The organism is Halalkalicoccus subterraneus (assembly GCF_003697815.1).
GTDB classification, from domain to species: domain Archaea; phylum Halobacteriota; class Halobacteria; order Halobacteriales; family Halalkalicoccaceae; genus Halalkalicoccus; species Halalkalicoccus subterraneus.
In genome coordinates this window covers 1-17,247 of sequence record NZ_RDQG01000037.1, presented here as the reverse complement: position 1 = coordinate 17,247, position 17,247 = coordinate 1, and the positions used below count along the sequence as shown (strand labels likewise).

At 55.2% G+C, this 17,247-nt stretch carries 22 protein-coding genes and 2 pseudogenes; 9 read left to right on the top strand and 15 right to left on the bottom strand.

What is annotated here, in order from left to right:
• Positions 1-36: 36 nt before the first annotated feature.
• From EAO80_RS09895 to EAO80_RS09865, 7 genes are all read right to left on the bottom strand, one after another.
• Positions 37-339 carry a ribbon-helix-helix protein, CopG family gene (locus EAO80_RS09895; protein ID WP_122089753.1) on the bottom strand — a complete coding sequence of 101 codons (303 nt, stop codon included), beginning with the start codon at positions 337-339 and terminating at the stop codon, positions 37-39.
• Positions 340-756: 417 nt separating this feature from the next.
• Positions 757-1,149, bottom strand: coding sequence for a PIN domain-containing protein (locus EAO80_RS09890; RefSeq protein WP_122089752.1), 393 nt, complete (start codon positions 1,147-1,149; stop codon positions 757-759).
• Positions 1,146-1,394, bottom strand: coding sequence for an antitoxin VapB family protein (locus tag EAO80_RS09885; RefSeq protein WP_122089751.1), 249 nt, complete (start codon positions 1,392-1,394; stop codon positions 1,146-1,148). The genes EAO80_RS09890 and EAO80_RS09885 overlap by 4 nt, the downstream gene beginning before the upstream one ends.
• Before the next feature lie 166 nt (positions 1,395-1,560).
• The gene (locus EAO80_RS09880) at positions 1,561-2,292 is read right to left on the bottom strand and encodes a type IV secretion system DNA-binding domain-containing protein (RefSeq protein WP_122089750.1); all 732 of its coding nucleotides are present in this window, start codon (positions 2,290-2,292) and stop codon (positions 1,561-1,563) included.
• 12 nt (positions 2,293-2,304) lie between these two features.
• The gene (locus EAO80_RS09875) at positions 2,305-4,209 is read right to left on the bottom strand and encodes a heavy metal translocating P-type ATPase (protein WP_122089749.1); all 1,905 of its coding nucleotides are present in this window, start codon (positions 4,207-4,209) and stop codon (positions 2,305-2,307) included.
• A gap of 71 nt (positions 4,210-4,280) precedes the next feature.
• Positions 4,281-5,030 (bottom strand): helix-turn-helix domain-containing protein, encoded by a 750-nt coding sequence (locus EAO80_RS09870; protein ID WP_122089748.1) that lies wholly within the window; start codon positions 5,028-5,030, stop codon positions 4,281-4,283.
• Positions 5,031-5,127: 97 nt separating this feature from the next.
• Complete coding sequence (locus tag EAO80_RS09865; RefSeq protein WP_122089747.1) at positions 5,128-5,403, bottom strand: hypothetical protein; 276 nt, start codon at positions 5,401-5,403, stop codon at positions 5,128-5,130.
• A gap of 357 nt (positions 5,404-5,760) precedes the next feature.
• Here EAO80_RS09865 and EAO80_RS20630 point away from each other — a divergent pair, with 357 nt between their 5' ends.
• Entirely contained in the window at positions 5,761-6,060 is a 300-nt protein-coding gene (locus tag EAO80_RS20630; RefSeq protein WP_122089746.1) for a heavy-metal-associated domain-containing protein, read from the top strand.
• 101 nt (positions 6,061-6,161) lie between these two features.
• Here the strand turns inward: EAO80_RS20630 and EAO80_RS09855 are convergent, their stop codons facing one another.
• The 4 genes from EAO80_RS09855 to EAO80_RS09840 all read right to left on the bottom strand — a co-directional run bounded on the left by EAO80_RS09855 (position 6,162) and on the right by EAO80_RS09840 (position 8,216).
• Positions 6,162-6,440 (bottom strand): DUF7521 family protein, encoded by a 279-nt coding sequence (locus EAO80_RS09855; protein WP_122089745.1) that lies wholly within the window; start codon positions 6,438-6,440, stop codon positions 6,162-6,164.
• Entirely contained in the window at positions 6,437-6,814 is a 378-nt protein-coding gene (locus EAO80_RS09850) for a winged helix-turn-helix domain-containing protein (RefSeq protein ID WP_122089744.1), read from the bottom strand. Before EAO80_RS09850 ends, EAO80_RS09855 begins: the two co-directional genes overlap by 4 nt.
• Before the next feature lie 151 nt (positions 6,815-6,965).
• Positions 6,966-7,193 (bottom strand): transcriptional regulator, encoded by a 228-nt coding sequence (locus EAO80_RS09845; protein ID WP_122089743.1) that lies wholly within the window; start codon positions 7,191-7,193, stop codon positions 6,966-6,968.
• A gap of 60 nt (positions 7,194-7,253) precedes the next feature.
• Positions 7,254-8,216, bottom strand: coding sequence for a transcription initiation factor IIB (locus tag EAO80_RS09840; RefSeq protein ID WP_122089742.1), 963 nt, complete (start codon positions 8,214-8,216; stop codon positions 7,254-7,256).
• Between the two features lie 172 nt (positions 8,217-8,388).
• Here EAO80_RS09840 and EAO80_RS09835 point away from each other — a divergent pair, with 172 nt between their 5' ends.
• The 4 genes and pseudogenes from EAO80_RS09835 to EAO80_RS20010 form a co-directional block, all read left to right on the top strand.
• Positions 8,389-8,904 carry a COX15/CtaA family protein gene (locus EAO80_RS09835; RefSeq protein ID WP_122089741.1) on the top strand — a complete coding sequence of 172 codons (516 nt, stop codon included), beginning with the start codon at positions 8,389-8,391 and terminating at the stop codon, positions 8,902-8,904.
• Between the two features lie 105 nt (positions 8,905-9,009).
• Positions 9,010-9,996 (top strand): DsbA family protein, encoded by a 987-nt coding sequence (locus EAO80_RS09830; RefSeq protein ID WP_122089740.1) that lies wholly within the window; start codon positions 9,010-9,012, stop codon positions 9,994-9,996.
• Between the two features lie 52 nt (positions 9,997-10,048).
• Positions 10,049-10,297 (top strand): annotated as a pseudogene (locus EAO80_RS09825) (disulfide bond formation protein B); the annotation flags it as partial.
• A gap of 24 nt (positions 10,298-10,321) precedes the next feature.
• Positions 10,322-10,570: pseudogene (locus EAO80_RS20010) on the top strand (multicopper oxidase domain-containing protein); the annotation flags it as partial.
• Between the two features lie 204 nt (positions 10,571-10,774).
• Here EAO80_RS20010 and EAO80_RS09820 read toward each other — a convergent pair.
• Complete coding sequence (locus tag EAO80_RS09820; protein WP_092635601.1) at positions 10,775-10,960, bottom strand: DUF7333 family protein; 186 nt, start codon at positions 10,958-10,960, stop codon at positions 10,775-10,777.
• Between the two features lie 404 nt (positions 10,961-11,364).
• The gene (locus EAO80_RS09815; protein ID WP_122089739.1) at positions 11,365-11,928 is read right to left on the bottom strand and encodes a plastocyanin/azurin family copper-binding protein; all 564 of its coding nucleotides are present in this window, start codon (positions 11,926-11,928) and stop codon (positions 11,365-11,367) included.
• Between the two features lie 589 nt (positions 11,929-12,517).
• Here EAO80_RS09815 and EAO80_RS09810 point away from each other — a divergent pair.
• The 3 genes from EAO80_RS09810 (at position 12,518) to EAO80_RS09800 (ending at position 15,476) form a co-directional block, all read left to right on the top strand.
• Entirely contained in the window at positions 12,518-13,777 is a 1,260-nt protein-coding gene (locus tag EAO80_RS09810) for a multicopper oxidase domain-containing protein (protein WP_122089738.1), read from the top strand.
• Position 13,778: 1 nt separating this feature from the next.
• Positions 13,779-15,029: a ZIP family metal transporter gene (locus EAO80_RS09805; protein ID WP_122089737.1), complete on the top strand. Its 1,251-nt coding sequence runs from the start codon at positions 13,779-13,781 to the stop codon at positions 15,027-15,029.
• A gap of 141 nt (positions 15,030-15,170) precedes the next feature.
• Complete coding sequence (locus EAO80_RS09800; RefSeq protein ID WP_245998554.1) at positions 15,171-15,476, top strand: cupredoxin domain-containing protein; 306 nt, start codon at positions 15,171-15,173, stop codon at positions 15,474-15,476.
• Positions 15,477-15,601: 125 nt separating this feature from the next.
• Here EAO80_RS09800 and EAO80_RS09795 read toward each other — a convergent pair whose 3' ends face one another.
• Together EAO80_RS09795 and EAO80_RS09790 are read right to left on the bottom strand one after the other, a co-directional pair.
• Positions 15,602-16,186: a SprT family zinc-dependent metalloprotease gene (locus EAO80_RS09795; protein ID WP_122089735.1), complete on the bottom strand. Its 585-nt coding sequence runs from the start codon at positions 16,184-16,186 to the stop codon at positions 15,602-15,604.
• Between the two features lie 56 nt (positions 16,187-16,242).
• Entirely contained in the window at positions 16,243-16,716 is a 474-nt protein-coding gene (locus EAO80_RS09790) for an SWIM zinc finger family protein (protein WP_122089734.1), read from the bottom strand.
• Positions 16,717-16,895: 179 nt separating this feature from the next.
• Here EAO80_RS09790 and EAO80_RS20795 point away from each other — a divergent pair, with 179 nt between their 5' ends.
• A complete protein-coding gene (locus tag EAO80_RS20795) occupies positions 16,896-17,147 on the top strand; it encodes a winged helix-turn-helix domain-containing protein (protein WP_122089733.1) in 252 nt (83 codons plus the stop codon).
• Positions 17,148-17,247: the final 100 nt, after the last annotated feature.

Here is a 17,247-nt window from a genome sequence, read left to right as displayed (position 1 = left end):
GGTCACTGGGGGCTAATCTTCTCTTTTTCCGAACAACTACCATTTGACGCGGGTCCCGAGTCCCGCTTCTCGGTAACTGAGTTCGTCTTCGACGTAGCGCTGGAGTTCGTGGTTCTCTTCTCGCTGCTCGAGGATCAGACGCTTCTCGCGACGGATCCGTTCGTTCTCTTGTTTCAGTTTCTCGATCTCGTCCTCGTATTCGGCGAGCTTCGCCTCGTACTCGTCCCGTGCTCGGATCATTTCGCGGATGTGCTCGCCTCGTATACGCCTGTGTTCGTCCGCCTCACTGTCGAGCGATTTGAGGGTACTTTCCTTGAGACGGATCGTAATCGCTTCCATGACCGCCGCTTGGAAGCCGTATACAAGTAGCTCTGTCAGCCGTTTGGCTTGCGCCCCTTCACACCTTGTACAACAACCGTCTTTATAGGTACGGCCGATGTTGCACAAGGTACGGTCGCTAACGCTTCGGTACTGATTGTTCTGTTCACGAGAGCTGAAGTAGAAGCGTCGTTAGTCGGAATCAGCAGCGTCGCGATCAGCTCCACGGGTGAGAGCGTCAACATTCTCGTCCTACGTACTCACGTCGACACCTTCACTTGCGAGATAGTCATCGCGCTGCTCACGGATCGCTTCGCTCACTTCCGCGAGTTCGTCGTTAGTCATCGGTCAATCGGCGTGATTCTGTGCCATTATTCGAATTTTATCGGGAATGAGGCTCAAAGAGATGTCTCCTCATGCTCTTCGAACGGATGAGAATCAGTATTCTTCGACAGCGATGACCTTGGCCATCGCGGGGTGGGTGAGGTCACTATCAGCGCTGACGACTGGTGCGTCAAGCTCGCGCCCAACCGCTGCAATCAACGCGTCCATTCCTGCAAGATACGGTCCTTCTGGTCCGACTTCATCAGCGATCGCTGCCGCGGTCACTGCCGTCTGCTTATCCACGCTGTATACTTCCCCCCACGATAAGGAGTCACGCACTTCATCAATATTGCTGTCTTTGGGGCCGTTTCCGACTCCGACAAGCGCTTCGGCGTATGCAGGGACGGGATGGATGAACACCTCCTCGCTATGCTTTTGAAGGTACTCACGGGTGGTTTCGACGCCACTGAGATAGTCGATCAGAAACGTCGCGTCCAGAACCTTCATTCGATGTCTATGCGGCGCATGCGTTCTTTCGATTTCTTTCTACTCTGATCGACGTTCTCACGGACCCGGTCAGCTTCCTCGTCGGATAGTATCCCAAAGCCAGCGAACAGGTCGCGATCAGTTGAAGGGCGAGTAGCAAACGTTCGTTCGAGGACGTCGTTGTAACTCTCCCCCTCCCGTCGACGGCGCTCGATCTCACGTTTCACCGCTTCACTGACCCGAATTTGTTTGTCGGCAATGCCCATCCTGCGTTGACATTGTACGTTGACGTACCTGAATCTTTCGCCCGTTTTGGATGACACTCAGCGCTGTTGACATAGATCCCATGGAGTGGTTTGGTCCCGGATTAGCCTCACGCGCCTGCACAGCACCGCGAAAATTCCCTGCCATGGGGCTCCTTTCGAGAACGGCCTACTCCTCGAGCATCTTGATCCGACCGTGGACCCAGCCCTTCCCCTGGCGGCAGATCACGGCCTCACCAGGGTCGAAGTTCCGGAGGTCGCCCTTCGCGAAGCAATATTCCTCTTTCTCCTCGCTCTCGTTGGGCGTACGACTGTCGCCTGAATTCCGGGTGTACTGTTCGAAGGATGTTCCGACAGTCTCGCGGAGAAAGTCGACGCTCTCCTCGTCGGCCACTCGAAGCCCGATCACCGTGACCATGCCCGACAGCAGCGCGTGGGCGCGTTCCTTCCCGTATGTATCCTCGAGTTGTGCCACGGACTGGAGCGAGAGAATCGCTTGACACTGATTGCCCCGGCCGACGTTGATCAGCTCGCCGAGGCGCTTGATCGTCGCGTCCAAGTGCTCGATCTCGTCGAGGAGGTAGTACGCCGACCGGTCGGGGTCGTCCATCCCGTGCATGATCGCTTGGTCGATTAGGTAGCGGAACACGGGCGCGATCGTCCCCGACTGTCGCGTCGGGTAACCGAGCACGCGGCCGTCTGGATCCTGCATGTACTCTCGAATCGAGAACTCGCCCGATTCGGCAAAGCCCCGATACAGCTCACGATAGTAGGGTGAGTTAGCTCGCGCGAACGCCACCATCTCGGCGAGACGGTCGCATTGCCGCTTTAAAATTGCACTGGGGGCGTGTTTTCTGGCCGTGCGCACGTCGTACAGCAATTTGAGGACGCTCTCAGTCATACTCCTGCTCCATCACCCTCGTCTCACCCGAAGACCGTTCCCAATCGCCAGCAGTTCAGAGCCCTCGTGCGCGACGACTGCGATGGCGATCCCGATTACACCGAGCAGCGCAGCGGGAATGAGCGCGGCTAACACGAGCAAGGAAAACACGATGTTCTCGCGACTAATCTCCTGTGCTCGCTTCCCGAGTTGAAGTGCGTACGTGACCTTCGTGATGTCGTCAGCCATCAATGCAATGTCGGCAGCCTCAATCGCTGCATCTGTTCCTGCGGTCCCCATAGCGATCCCAACGGTCGCTTGGGCCAGCGCTGGTGCGTCGTTGATCCCGTCGCCGACCATCGCGACCGCTTCGTATTTCGCAGTGAGTTCTTTGACAGCTTCGACCTTCTCTTCCGGTTTTAGATCCGCCCGGACATCGTCAATCCCGAGTTCTGCTGCGATTGCCTGCGCCGTTTCCTCGTTATCGCCAGTAAGCATAAGAACATCAACATCCATCTCATGAAGGTCATCGATGACGTCCTTTGCTTCTGGCCGTGGCTCATCCCGGAGCGCAATCACCCCGATAATTCGATTCGGCGTTCCAACAAGGACGACAGTCTTCCCTTCGCTTTGAAGGTTTTCGGCTTCCTGAATCTCCTCTATGTCGAGGTCGAACCGGTCGAACAGCCCTGGCTTTCCAACGTAGACGGTTTCCTCCATGAGCTGGGCTTGTGCCCCGTACCCGGTGATTGAACTAAACTCAGATACCTCGGTCTGTTCAAGCCCGCGCTCAGCCGCGGCGTTCATGATTGCTTCGCCGAGATGATGCTCAGAGTATTGTTCGACACTTGCTGCTTGCCTGAGAACGTCGTCTTCGGTTCCCTCAAACGCAACGACATCCGTGACTACTGGCTCGCCTCGAGTGAGAGTCCCCGTTTTATCGAAGGCAATAGCTTCGATTTTCCCGAGGTTTTCGAGATGGATACCACCCTTGACGAGCACGCCTTCTCGACCTGCTCGCCCGATACCGGACGCAATCGCAATCGGCGTGGACATAACCAAGGCACAGGGTGCAGCTGCGACGAGCAGAACGATAGCGCGTCTCGCCCAGACGGACTGGAGACCAACAACGAAGGGCGCTATCATGAGTCCGAGGGCAACTAGAAGTACAATCGGTGAGTAGACGCCGCCGAACTTCTCGATGAACAACTGCGATTTCCCTTTTTCTTCCTGTGCCTCCTCAACGAGATGGATCATCTTCGAGAGGGTGTTATCCTCGAAGGGTGTCGTCGCTTCAATATCGAGGACCCCTTCCTGATTAACCGTCCCGGCAAATACCTGATCCCCCTCTTGTTTATCAACAGCGGCGGATTCGCCGGTGACCGCCGCCTGATCGACCGTGGAGCGGCCATCGACGATCTGCCCGTCAGTCGGGATGGATTCGCCAGGTTTGACACGAAACAGATCCCCGATGTCGAGCTCCCGTGCTGGGATCATCTGCGTGCTCCCGTTCGTGATGAGTCGCGCCTCTTCGGGGGCGAGATCGAGCAGACTTCGGATCGAGGCACGGGTCCGTGCGAACGTGTATTCCTCAACACCTTCTGCAGCGCCGTAGAGAATGACAAGGAACGCGGCTTCCTCCCACAATCCGAGAGCTACCGCCCCACCTGCCGCAGCTAACATCAGAATCTCAATACCGATTTCATACTCGTCAATCAATTCCTCAAATCCTTCTTGTAGCCAGTGGAATCCCCCGAGTAGCATTGCTACCGCGTATAGACTATTCTCAACCAGCAGCGGAAGGAAATCGAAGAGACTGAGACCGAATGTGAGGATTGCTATAACAGCTGCGATAAGTGCATTCCGAATTGGAGGAAAGAGATACCACGGCCCACTCCACTGCGCATGGCTACCTTCCTCGTCATCTGAATTGCTCATAGTAGTATAAAGGGTAACCGCCAGAATAAGACTTGATTTGGAATATTCTAACAAAAGTTAGAGTATGCCAATTACGCAGTGGAGAGCGGATCTGCTACTGATCCGTTTTCGAGAAACTGCTTTGCGATCTGTGCCTCAGCACGCCGCACCCGATACGTGAGTGTTGAACGGGGCACATCGAGTTTCTCAGCGAGCTCTCCAAGATCGATTTCTCGAGGCGCCTCGTAATACCCGTGTTCGACAGCAGCGGTCAGTGCCTCATGCTGCTCACGGGACAAAATCCCTTCGTCAGTGGTGGAGTTACTCGCCGGTGATGAGGAAAGGCCCGTGAGTCGAACGATATCCATGTCGATATCTGGAGCGAGTTCTCCACGTAATGCATCGAAGAAGCCGTGAATGTCAGCGTCTTCCGAATGGATGATTCGCCATGTGTGACGGCGCTGTTTGTGCCGCGTTTCGAATAATAATCCGTCACCGAGATACTCAAGTGCGAGATGAGGGATGGACGTGCAGATTGACGTGCGTTGCCAGCACGTATAGAGGACTACTGTATCATCTGTTCGATCAAGGATTTGCGTTTCGGAATCTGCACCACATGGTTCTGTGGCGAGACAGTCTGCATAATAGTCGGACGCAAGAAATGCATCTTCGATTGCAGAGAGAGCCGTCGGTGAGCCAGTTGCGTGATCAACACGCCAGAGGCTATCCGCTGTCGCATGAAGCGATAACGACCTCACCAAAGCGTCAGGGAAGTCGACAAGCGTATCCGCAAGCGTGTTTCTCTCAGCGTCGTACTCGAGGGCGAAAACGAGTTCTCTCATACTCCGCGGTAGGATAACCAGCAATAAAATACAATGGAATCCTACTCCGTTTGGCCTTTATCACTCCTCTAAATACGGATTAGAGACAAGGAGGACATTAGATCGGATCGTCAGGATCGTGGTTTTCAGCTACTCGGCTGGCTTCAGCAGCATACTGTTCTCGCTCGTTCTCATCACCAACAGTACCTAAATTGTCAGGATCAACGTCCACTGCAGCTGTCGTATCACGCATATCAGTAAAGCTCGGAAGAGCGCGTTCTTTTCTGAAGTAGCGCTCTCCATCGGGAGTCGCGTAGATGAGAATGATCAGATTCTGCTCATCGTCAGAATACGTCCGTTCAACTAACCAGACACGTTCTTTTTCGTCTTCCATATCTCATTGCTGTTTTTAACAAGACAATGTGATAGAGCTTCAGTTGTTTTATTCCAACTTGGAATTGAGAGACAGAGCAAGCCATCGCCGACCGCACGCTATTTCATGATATTGATAACGAACCTGCGCCGCAACCTTTGCCCAATACCCTATCCTCCCTGCTATCGTTCGGATTGAGTCAACAAACGGTCGACAGCTGCTTGTAGCCTCCTATGCTCGAGACTATTCCTTAACCAGCGAATCCATACAGCAACGAACGAGTTAATGACTTATCGCGGATAAATTACTAAATATGATGTACTAACTGGGCGATTGTGGCAGCTGGTTTAATAAAATAGCAGGATCTAGCTCTCGGTAATGACTTCGTCTCAGCGGGATCCAGACACCTCTGGTCAGGACTCCCGCTCATACGATCACCACCACGACGAGCATCAGAATGAAGGATCTAGTAGCATATCACTAGATCAAGGCAACGTTGCCCGGTTTACCGTCTCCGAAATGGACTGTCCGTCCTGTGCCGGCAAAGTCAAGAACAGTGTCCAGAAGCTCGACGGTATCAATGACGTCGAGCCACAGGTGACTTCTGGAGTGCTAACCGTCTCATACGAAGACAATCTGACGACACAAGCCGAAATTACTCTACCTCGTTTACATTAGTGTCGTGGCCGTCGGCGTCCTTGACGTAATTTCGTTCTGACCTACGTAGAAAGGAGATAGCTACCTCGACTGAGATCAGGAACAGCAACAGTCGGAACAGTTCATTTCTGGATATACAGCGAGTACATGATGACCGCGAGGCCAAGGGCGACGAATAGACTGTTGATGAGCACGCCAAGTGCCAATCCGACAGAAAAGAACTGATTGGCCACGCCAGTCAGAATTGCTCCGAGTGTGATGATACCGAACCCGACACCAAGGACGTGTAGCGAGTCCTCACCCGTACGTCGATAGGCTTTAAATGCAATATGGGTAATCCCGCCACCGAGAAGCAGGATTACAAACTTGACGACTGCAATCGCCGTGATGACGCCGTTCATACTTCATCCCCCATCATCGACCAGATATCGGCAAGCCGTTCATCGGTCGATTGCGGCGGCCGATCAACACTCACCGAAAACGTACCTGTGTCGTCCATAGAGATTGTGACGTCCTCGAACGATCGCTCGTAGTAGGTAACCCGTCCACCTCCGGGGTTGATCGTCTCCTGTTCTCGAACGAGGGTAGCGGAACTGAGGAGTTCTAATTTTCGATACAGCGTCGACTTGGGGATGTCACATGCGTCGAGGAGTTCGTTCGCAGTCATTGGTTCGATAGTTTCTCGGAGAATAGCCCGACACGCGGGATCATCCAGCGCATCAAGGACATCCTGTACCTCCAAAGTGTCCTCGGACGACACTGAATTATCTCCCATTATTCGATAATACGTGGTTCTCGGGATATGGCGTCCGATTGTTGGAGAGGCATCCCATCGGTCCCACGAATTCAGCCGGGATCGTGGTTCCAGAGTCATGACGGCCGATCCATCGAAAGAGGGGAGACATGGTGACACAGTTGTGAAGCAGTTATGAATCGTGCTGAATTTCGAGTCGTTGTTCGCCTGCGTCTGTGATCTCGTAGAGACCTCTACCCACTGGAACAATACAGCCCTCACTATGGAGGTGAGAACACGTTTGGTCAATGGTGATCGGGTGTCCATCGACGGCGTTAGTGATCTCTATCACATGGCAAGGTGACTCGTCAACGAGCACCTCCAATACTTCGATCTCGGTCTGTATTGAGAACTCGCTCATAGTAGATAACGTGTCATTGGTACATCTGTAGCTGTATTTCGCCCGGCAGGGGCTATCCAGTCAGTCATGCTGCGCGTACACCTCGAGAAGCTCTTGGTATCGATTTCGGATCGTGATTCGACTGACGTGGGCGACCTCACTCACTGTCTCCTGTGTGAGCTGCTCATTCGTGAGGTGGGTCGCAGCATACAGAGCGGCGGCCGCTAACCCGGCTGGACTCTTCCCACTGTGGACGGCATTATCTGTAGCTACCTCAAGCAGTTCTCGAGAGCGCCGTTGTGCTTCGTCGCTCACATCAAGCGATGACGCGAATTGTGGGAGATATTGCCGGGGATCCTCCGGCTTGATCTCCAGCCCAAGTTCTCGGGACAGATATTGGTACGCTCGCTGGATCCGGATTTTCTCGACACGGCTGACATCGGCGAACTCAGTCAGCGGCCGTGGCATTCCGTGCTGTCGGGCAGCCGCGTACAACGACGCCGTCGACATACCCTCGATTGAGCGACCGGGGAGGAGATTCTTCTCTACAGCACGCCGGTACAGGACGCCTGCAGTTTCTCGAACCGATTCCGGAAGTCCCAGAGCGGAAGCCATGCGGCTGATCTCCCCGAGCGCTTGCTTGAGATTCCGCTCGTGGGCATCCTTCGTCCGGAGCCGCTCGTCCCACGTCCGGAGACGCTGTAATTGAGCGCGTTTGCGACCGGAGATAGCCTGTCCGTAGGCATCCTTATCCTGCCAGCCGATAGTCGTACTCAGGCCCTTATCGTGCATCAGCTGCGTCGTCGGAGCACCGACCCGACTCTTTTTATCGCGTTCGTCCGACGTGAATGCACGCCACTCCGGGCCGTGGTCGATTGGGTCGTTTTCAAAAACCAACCCACAGCTTTCGCAGGTCGCCTCACCGCTGTCGCTGTTCCGGGTAATATGACCCTGACACTCGGGACAGGTGTTGTCGTTGGTAAACTTCTCTTCACGATCTCTTTCATCTATCGACCGTTCCTGGGTATGTTCTTGAAACATCATACTATCGGCGTATAGGGGTTTTCCCTACAAGCCGTGGGTCTTCTTAACAATGGTATGGGACGGCTCCTCAATGAATAGCTGGCGGTGTCCCACTTAATGGGAATCCGGCCTAACACTTTGTCTCCAAGACATCAACTCGTCACACCGCAAGTCAGAGGCCCTACCCAATATTATGTCTCAAGCCCGACTCCGCTGGCACGACTTGCGAGCCACGATTTCAAAGCCTCCGGTCAGGTATAGGCATATCGCCGGTTTCACGGTACTTCTGACGTACATTGTGATGCTTCTCGGAGCCTATACCAGTGCGATCGGTGCTGGACTTTCCTGTCCGGATTGGCCGACCTGCTACGGGACGTGGGTTCCGTTCCTCCAGCCCGATATCATTGCTAACTCGCCATACTCTGCACTCCAAATTTTCGCAGAGTGGGCTCATCGCGGACTGGCGATGACGGCCGGGATTCTGATCGCCGGCACGACCCTCGGAGCGTGGGTAACACACCGTAATACCCCGGTTGTCAAATGGTCAGCCACGGCCGCTCTCGTCTTCCTTCCGTTACAGGTTATCCTCGGAGGACTGACCGTCACGGAAGATCTCCAACCGATCATCGTGACGACCCATCTCGGCGTGGCAATTCTCATTCTACTCTGTCTCCTGACGACCTGCCTTGTCGCATATCTCCTCCGCTGATGACACCTTGCGTATAAAACAATGCCACAGATACCGACGATTCAGCTCACTACGAGAGCAGAACACGGAGCCTATGAAATTTGCCACCTGGAGTAGTGATTACGAATGACTGCCCATACCTGCCCGATCTGTACAGATCACTTCGAAACAGCTGGAGCAGCGCGTGACCACACATGGAACGCTCACAGCGCCTGCCATTATTGTGGTGACCAGCTTGATGGCGAAACCGACGAGCAACTGTACAAACACTGGCTCGCCGCGCATCCCGACGACCTCTCACGTGTGGACTACAAACGGGCGGACGTAGCCGTCGATTCACTCACGTTCTCAGAGCGGTTCTCCGAGGGAGGTGTCGGAGCTGCTATCGGAGGACTGACCCGCCGACAACTCCTCCTCGCCGGCGGTGGTGCCACTACTGCCGGTCTCGTAATCGGCGCCACCGCCCTGTCCGACAATACGGGTACTGAACCGGATGTCGGCGCGAATGCTGGAGATGATGCGGGTGCCGTCGCCACTGCCTCGATTCCCGACTCGCCTAGTGACTTCCGGTATGCAACGATGGGCTCCGCCGATGCCGATATCACGGTCACGTACTTCGGGAGCTGGAAGTGTCTGTACTGTGCCCAGTTCAGTACGGAGATGCTCTCACAGCTCGTAACGGACTACGTGGAACCAGGAACAATCGCGCTCGAGTTCCGCACTCTCGCATATATCGATGGCGACCCATTTTTGGGCCCCGATGCACCGGCAGCCGGTCAGGCTGGATTAGCCGTCTGGAACACTGATCCAGCCTCGTACTGGTCTTTTCACGAATACGTGTTCCGGAATCAACCACCCGAGAGCAACCAGTGGGCGACCGCCGAGAGGCTGGTCGAGTTTGCTCAGGCAGCAGGCGTCTCCGAGACAGCGTCGATCCGCACGGCGATCCAAGAAAACCAGTACGACGACGCGCTTCGGGCGACCGACAGGGCTGCGAACGATTCCGGTGTCGACGCCACACCGACGCTCCTCATCGATGGCACGACGGTCAATCCACTCGGAAACGAAGAGCGAACAAGACAGTTGATCGAAGATGCAGCTGGATCAAACTGAGTCATGGATGTCCGATGGACGATTTTAGCTTGCAGGCGGGGCAGGCGTCGCAGCGGTTGCGACCCTCGGAAGCCTCTGGTTCAGTCTCGGCCTCGGTCTCGTTCCGTGTACCCTCTGCTGGTACCAACGTATCCCCATGTATTCGCTTGTCGTCGTTCTCGGCGTTGCCGCCCTCGAGAGTCACAACAGAATCTGGCGAATAGTCGTGCCACTATCCGTGGTGGGAGCATCAATCGCGGGCTATCACTCCGTACTCCAAGCAACGACGGCCTCATGCACCTTTGCTGGCTCCTGTACAGTCGTCCAGTGGCAGGCTCCGGTGCTCGGACTCACGATTCCGGAGGCTGCCCGACACGACATGGACGTCACGAACGTTGCCCCTGCTGAACGACACACGATCGAATTTACTGCCGATGCAGACCCCCGTATCTACTTGATGCACTGCCACAAGGTCAACCACGTGATGAACGGCACGTTCTATCCCGGTGGGATGCTTACTGGAGTGGTCTATCGGTCCGTCATGGATACGGACATCTTCAACCAGCCTATGGAGTACGCCGGCTACTCCGCGTAGAGACGCTCTACACGACGACCAGGACTGGATCTAACTGAACGATAGTGGTTAACCGGCTCTGGTGGATTCCTGTTGGTTCGACACTGTCCCGCTGAAACAGTCGTCGCTAGGACTGCGATCGGTCATCGAAATGAATCGGAATCAACACAGCTGGGGGCTAGCATGGACCGCAACCCGGTGGATTTCGGCTACTAGGTCGGCCTGTTACGGACTGGCGCGGAACTCGCCGTGTTTCATCCCGAAGAAGAACGCGATGACCGAGAAGACAATCATCGAGGGCAGAACCATCATGAAGACTGTCGAGGAGGTCATCACTGTCGTGAGCGCAATCGCTGCGACGGCGACAATTACGACGAGGGGAGCCACCGAGCGCACGAAGTCGAATTCCATATGTACTGTTGTGACCGGATAGACAAAACCGTTAACAAAGTGAACCGCCTCGGGGCCAAGCCACGAGGCACTCGCCTTATTTCCTCTGTAGATTTACTGGAAACCGGCAGTAATCGGGTGCCGTATAGATTCTCTGGATCGGCAACATGTATTTGCCAATCCTGCTAGAGCCTCACTACTTCAACAGATTCCGTTAACCGCAAGACCTCGGGAAAATCCTTGCTGAGGATTAGTTTCCAACCTCATCGTTGGGTATGGTTCCTGGCGTATATGTCGGCCACGAGTCTTGTGCGAGTGTCATCGCCAGCGGATGTCTCCATACTGTAGGTCCGAAGCACAGTCAATGTCGGCCATGTAGTGCACAAGCGACTCCGGATCCCGCAATTCGCAATGTACGCGGTTGCCTACCCAGAGAACGAGCTATAGGACACACTGCTTTGATCGACGATGGTCTGGCTTTCGGGAACGTCTCCGTCCGGTGGCATACTTCCCTCCGCGGGACCGCCGGGTTCTCCAACGACGATACGACCGACCATCCCCAGGGACTTGTGCGGGATACAGAAATAATCGTACGTCCCCGTAGTCTCGAACGTGTGATCGAACGTTGCGCCCTGTTCACTCAGCGTTTCGCTGTTGAACGGTTCTGCGCTCTCAGGAATACGGGTAACTGATGCTGTGCTTGTTCCCTCTTTGTAGGCCGTTGCCGAGTGACTCCCACTCTGGATTTCGAACGTGACTGTCTCCCCGGATTCGATGAACAGACCGATGGGATCGAAATAGTACTCGCTCCCTTCGGTGACCATCATGACGGTATTCGAGTCTCCTGACCCACCAGCTGTCTCCTGCGTTTCAGTCGCGGTCGGCTCACCGCCACCATCTCCGTTCCCCGAACTACTGCATCCGGCGAGACCAGTTACGCCACCTGTAGCGAGAATTCCAGCTGTCTTGAGAATCTGTCGACGCTCCATACCGCTTTATCAAAGACCCCAACATAAGGGGAAACGGCGGATTCCCACTGAGTAGGATACCGGTCGTATTTGAAGTACTGAGGCCCCCAGTTAGAGATGCTCCGTTGGTGTAGCTCGGCTAATCATCTCGGCATCTCACGTCAAGTGAAGCCGCGACCGCCGGCAAGGAAGATGACCATTCAACAACTACCCTTCCTGCGGGAGTGTTGCAGACGAGTCATCAAAGGAAGTGTCTGTTCCTAGCGTCGCCAGAGAACTCTTCAGACTGATGGCGAGCTGAATCGCTCTGGGTGACTAGGGCCGCGATCGAACTGGTATCCTCAAACGGCAGTATCTCAACCGACGGATCTAGCACGCAGCAACCCTCCGATCAGAGGCTGCTGCGGGGCAGGAACACCAAAACACGGCTGACCGACCTACCGACTAACAGTTCACACCAACGAAGCACGGAGTCCTAGCTGAGAAGCTTGAAAGTCCCTACCACAGTATTAGTTTAGACTCAATCTAAGATTAGATAAGTCTAATTTATATATTGGGGCGGTCAACTAGTGCATATGGGTATCCGAAGGCGTGACCAGGGGAGGAGATCATGCCATCGATAGATTACGACAGTGCAGCGGACGTCACAGAACGACTCGAACAGCGACTGGTCGAATCACTCACTGGTGAAACGAGCGTCAGTCGTCGCACAGTACTCGGCGGTCTCGGTGTCGCCGGAAGTGCAGCAGTCGGGCTCGGGAGTACTCGAACAAGTGCTTCGTCCGACCACCAGGACGAGGATGAACACGGCAGTTTCGGTGCGGTGGGCGAATACCGGGATTTAGATTTCGACCCGCACGAGTTCCTCACCGCGTTCAATACTGGGGACAGCGGGCAGGATAACGTCCCTCAGCAAATCTACGAGGAGGATGGCCGAACCGTACGGGAGTTCGAGTTCACTGCCGTCGACACAACGATCACCATCGCGCCGGGCGTCGAGTTCCAGGCGTGGGCGTACAACGGCCAGGTGCCGGGCCCGACGATCCGCGCCATTGAGGGTGATCTGATCCGCGTCAAGTTCACGAACTTCGGGCGGCACGCTCATACGATTCATCCGCACCTGAAGAATCTCAACCCGCGAATGGATGGGATCCCTCAGAACGGCCCCGGAGTACTCAACACGGGTGAATCCTTCACCTATGAGTGGATCGCCCAGCCCGCCGGCACGCACTTCTATCATTGCCACTCGCTCCCGCTGAAAGAACACATCCATCGAGGACTCTACGGCACAATCATCGTCGATCCGGACCCCGAACGCGTCAGGGAGAACCCACGCGATTACATCAACTATCCCGGGCCAATTACCGACGACTTTCGGACGCAACTCGTCGAAGAGGCGAGGAGCCGGAATCACGAGTACGCCGAAAACGACGCTGTCAACGAGATGGTAATGGTGATGAACTCGTTCGACACTAACTTCGACGGCGGCAATGAGGTCTACGCGGCGAATACACGGGCGTTTGGATACGGAGTTGGTGACACCGACGGTAACGGCAACTGGACGGCGGGAGAGACGAAACGCCCTATCCAGATCGACAAGAACGAACTTCAGCGCGTGTATCTCTCCAATGCGACGGAGTTCGATCTCATCAATTCGTTCCACACACACTCGCAGTTTTTCGACTATTATGACCACGGGACGACGCTGACACCGACGTTCAAGACTGTAGATACGATCATGCAGTGCCAAGCCCAGCGCGGCATCCTCGAGATCGATTACTCCGACCACGAGCCTGGGCTGTACATGTTTCACGCGCATCAGTCGGAGTTTGCCGAACTCGGCTGGATGAGCTTCTTCGAGGTGGTCTAACATGGCGGACAAAAGACAAAATTCGACGACTGACGGTGGTGTCCCAGCCAAGAACGAGATTACACAACCCCTCGGACTACCGCGATGGGTCAGCGCGTTACTCCCGATCGTATTACTCGCGCTCGTTTTGGGTGTGTTCGCGTTCACGTCACCGCTCGCCGGTGTTCAGAGCGGTGAACCGCTTCCGGACGTGACGGTCACGCACACGACACTTCCGAGCGACGAAACAGTCGTGCTTCACGTGACGAATAACGGGCCGGAATCCGTGACGATTTCACAGGTCCTCGTCGATGAAGCCTACTGGAATTTCCAGGTCGAAGGGGCCGGCGGTGATCAAACACTCGCTCCGATGGAAAGCGCACAGATCGAGATTCCGTATCACTGGAATCCAGGGTGGGATCTCGAAGTTGCCCTCGTTTTGTCTGACGGATCGACGTTCCACAACACGATTGTCGCTCCGAGTCAGTCACCCGGCTTTAGCCTCAGTCTTCTCGGGACGCTTGCAGTAATCGGGCTGTTCGTCGGGGTGATCCCGGTCGCATTGGGAATGCTCTGGTTCCCCTATATCAAGACGATGAGCGATCGCTGGCTGCATGCTGTTCTCTTATTTGCAGCCGGCGTACTGGGCTTCTTGGCGTTCGACGCCGGGTTCGAGGCGTTCGAACTCGCCGAGCGGGTTCCAGGCGCGTATGAGGGGAATCTTTTGGTCGTGTTCGGAATCTTCGGCGCACTCCTCCTAGTCCAGGCGATCAGTGCGTGGCGTGAGGGCCGTGTCGCCGCTGGTGATAGCCGAGCGAGTAGCGGTCTCTGGATCGCCTATCTGGTCGCGGTAGGGATCGGTCTGCACAACCTCGCGGAGGGGTTGGCGATTGGGAGTTCGTTTGCACTCGGGCGCGTGTCGCTCGGCGCATTCCTCGTGATCGGGTTCATGCTCCACAACGTGACGGAAGGTCCGGCTGTTGTTGCGCCGGTCGCCCGCGGAAAACGCCCGTCACTTAAGCACTTTGCCGCGCTCGGCGTCATCGCCGGCGCACCCGTGATCCTCGGTGGCTGGATCGGTAGTCTCGCATACTCACCGACGATCGGTGCCTTCTTCCTCGCAATCGGGGTTGGTGCAATCCTGCAGGTCGACTGGGAGATTACACGAATGGTTCGGGATGCAGGTGGTCGCGTGGCCAGCGCCACGAATCTGCTTGCATTCCTGCTCGGTCTCAGCGTTATGTACGTGACCGACCTCTTCGTGGCGCTCTAATAGGTACCATCCATTTCTGTTACAATGTCACTCGAATTCTACGATCGACGGACGGTTTTGCGACTTTCCACTGCGACCCTAGCGACTCTCAGTACCGCTGGTTGCCTTACTGGGCAGTCATCGACGGCTCAGCCCGTCACGATGCCCGATAATCTCACGTTTGAGCCGAAGACTGCGACGATCGAAACTGGGGAGACGGTAACGTGGACGAACGAAAGCGACATTGAGCACACAGTCACTGCCTATGAGGAAGAGATTCCAGACGAGGCCGCCTACTTCGCAAGTGGGGGGTTCGAGTCAGAGCGTGTTGCGAGGAACCGCATCAGTGAGGGGCTTATCGCTCCGGGCGAGAACTACAAGCACACGTTCGATCAACCTGGAACGTACGGATACTTTTGTATCCCACATGAGGGTTCTGGGATGGTCGGGACAGTTCGAGTGAAGTGATCGAACAACCTATTTCTTATTTCTATGGGGGTCATACGAGAGATCTTTACGACCATTTCGATCACTTTGTGCAACATCAGCGCTCGGTGAAGACGAGATGTTGCATAAGGCCAAACGAACGCGTACTACACCTTCTCAACACTGATCTCCCCACCACATTGCCTACACGAATACTTCTCGGGGTGTTTCACAACCTTCGAGCAGCGATATCGCGGATCACGACTTTCACATGCTTCACAAATGACCCAGTAGTTCGGTTCAGCGTACTGCTCACAGTGACGATCCGTCTCCAGCGGTTCAATCCACTGGCGAAACGTCGATCCGTGGTCGGCCTCTCCATACTCGTGATACTGCCATGCGTGAATCAACTCATGGCGAACGACTCGGGAAAACTGCTCCCATCCATACGCCTCGTACGCATCCCACGAGAGCCGAATCGTGATCTGCTCACTCTGCTGGTCGTAGATTGCGACACCGGCTGAGCGCTGCATCCGCGTTGAGGTTTCCCAGTCGATAGCTTCGATGGGTAGTTCCGGAAAGTGCTCGGCCGCCACCTCACTAGCATGGGTCGCTGCGCACTCGCACAGTGTCGCTTTTGTGGCTGGACGACTCTCACTACTTCTGTTGTTCTCCTCATTCTGAGCGGGCGCTGAGTGGCTCTCAGTTACCGCAGCAGTCCAGTCGTCATCGGTCAATTGCGCTTGCTTCATTGATCAACTAGTGACTTCGTGTTCGCTAGCGAGCGATTCAACTACCGGACGCTGCGTTAGTCCTCGGTATCAGCCTCCAAAAGTGGATTCGGCGTGCGGAATCCCTCACGATAGCATGGCCAGCAGGGAAGATCCTCAAACGTCGGTAGGCAGTCACAATCGCTCGGGCGAGTCTCTGTGTAGCGCTCACCGATCCCCGAATGCTCGACAGTCGTCCCGCCGTCGGTCGCAACTTCCTGCTTTTCACTCCTCTCGTAGTCGCTTGCAGCCTTGAGCACAGGCTCACGAATCGCAACCGCAACGCGGTGTTTACAGGCCCCATCGTGATACGTATCTGCAGGACACTCGCAAGCGACCGGAACCCCGTCCTCGACGTTGACGCGATAGCTGTGCTCGTCGGCATTCTCGTGGCTCTCATTGCGAATGGTCACGAGACCGGGTGCGTCGAGTTCAAAGTCGAAGGCTTCGTACTGGGCGCGTTTTCTGGTCGATGCGTCGAACTCAAGTGCGTCGATTGTATTCGTGCACATGGTCTGTTGGGCTGAAACAGACCAGCTCGCCTGTTGGCGCAGGCGGGCATCCTTCTAACTTCGAAGTGCCCCAAGGAGCGAGTCTGTTTCTACCTATTGCTATAATAGCAACTAGTATAAAACCACCGGATTGCTTTGGTAGCCATAGGTTGAAGTGAGGGACTCACATAGCAATCGGTATGAGTAATCGAACACCAGGCGGCCAATTTACCCCATCCAACAGCGATGATGAGTTCGTGGCTGCAGTCCATGCTCATGAACCAGCGGCGACAAGCGAGGTCGCAAACGAACTCGGTGTCACACGACAGAATGCGGATCAACGATTGCGAAAGCTCGATGAAGCTGGGCGAGTCAGGCGCAAAAAGATCGGAGCATCACTCGTCTGGTTTCTTCCGCCCGATACCGACAAGTCGGAAGAGCCGATATCATAACAGTCGGCTCTGGTGAATCACTAGACGGCGTCGGATTCGTCCGTTAGTTCAAAGGAATTGAAGCGGAAGATTGCCGATGATCCATGTCGAAAATCTCCCG

Coding starts and splice junctions, on each gene's coding strand:
- EAO80_RS09880 (WP_122089750.1), bottom strand. CDS start 2,292: ATGACTGAGAGCGTCCTCAAATTGCTGTACGACGTGCGCACGGCCAGA.
- EAO80_RS09830 (WP_122089740.1), top strand. CDS start 9,010: ATGACTGCCCATACCTGCCCGATCTGTACAGATCACTTCGAAACAGCT.
- EAO80_RS20795 (WP_122089733.1), top strand. CDS start 16,896: ATGAGTAATCGAACACCAGGCGGCCAATTTACCCCATCCAACAGCGAT.
- EAO80_RS09805 (WP_122089737.1), top strand. CDS start 13,779: ATGGCGGACAAAAGACAAAATTCGACGACTGACGGTGGTGTCCCAGCC.
- EAO80_RS09865 (WP_122089747.1), bottom strand. CDS start 5,403: ATGGAAGACGAAAAAGAACGTGTCTGGTTAGTTGAACGGACGTATTCT.
- EAO80_RS09815 (WP_122089739.1), bottom strand. CDS start 11,928: ATGGAGCGTCGACAGATTCTCAAGACAGCTGGAATTCTCGCTACAGGT.
- EAO80_RS09790 (WP_122089734.1), bottom strand. CDS start 16,716: ATGTGCACGAATACAATCGACGCACTTGAGTTCGACGCATCGACCAGA.
- EAO80_RS09810 (WP_122089738.1), top strand. CDS start 12,518: ATGCCATCGATAGATTACGACAGTGCAGCGGACGTCACAGAACGACTC.
- EAO80_RS09820 (WP_092635601.1), bottom strand. CDS start 10,960: ATGGAATTCGACTTCGTGCGCTCGGTGGCTCCCCTCGTCGTAATTGTC.
- EAO80_RS09855 (WP_122089745.1), bottom strand. CDS start 6,440: ATGAACGGCGTCATCACGGCGATTGCAGTCGTCAAGTTTGTAATCCTG.
- EAO80_RS09890 (WP_122089752.1), bottom strand. CDS start 1,149: ATGAAGGTTCTGGACGCGACGTTTCTGATCGACTATCTCAGTGGCGTC.
- EAO80_RS09870 (WP_122089748.1), bottom strand. CDS start 5,030: ATGAGAGAACTCGTTTTCGCCCTCGAGTACGACGCTGAGAGAAACACG.
- EAO80_RS09885 (WP_122089751.1), bottom strand. CDS start 1,394: ATGGGCATTGCCGACAAACAAATTCGGGTCAGTGAAGCGGTGAAACGT.
- EAO80_RS09850 (WP_122089744.1), bottom strand. CDS start 6,814: ATGGGAGATAATTCAGTGTCGTCCGAGGACACTTTGGAGGTACAGGAT.
- EAO80_RS09835 (WP_122089741.1), top strand. CDS start 8,389: ATGTCTCAAGCCCGACTCCGCTGGCACGACTTGCGAGCCACGATTTCA.
- EAO80_RS09800 (WP_245998554.1), top strand. CDS start 15,171: ATGCCCGATAATCTCACGTTTGAGCCGAAGACTGCGACGATCGAAACT.
- EAO80_RS09840 (WP_122089742.1), bottom strand. CDS start 8,216: ATGATGTTTCAAGAACATACCCAGGAACGGTCGATAGATGAAAGAGAT.
- EAO80_RS09875 (WP_122089749.1), bottom strand. CDS start 4,209: ATGAGCAATTCAGATGACGAGGAAGGTAGCCATGCGCAGTGGAGTGGG.
- EAO80_RS09895 (WP_122089753.1), bottom strand. CDS start 339: ATGGAAGCGATTACGATCCGTCTCAAGGAAAGTACCCTCAAATCGCTC.
- EAO80_RS09795 (WP_122089735.1), bottom strand. CDS start 16,186: ATGAAGCAAGCGCAATTGACCGATGACGACTGGACTGCTGCGGTAACT.
- EAO80_RS20630 (WP_122089746.1), top strand. CDS start 5,761: ATGACTTCGTCTCAGCGGGATCCAGACACCTCTGGTCAGGACTCCCGC.
- EAO80_RS09845 (WP_122089743.1), bottom strand. CDS start 7,193: ATGAGCGAGTTCTCAATACAGACCGAGATCGAAGTATTGGAGGTGCTC.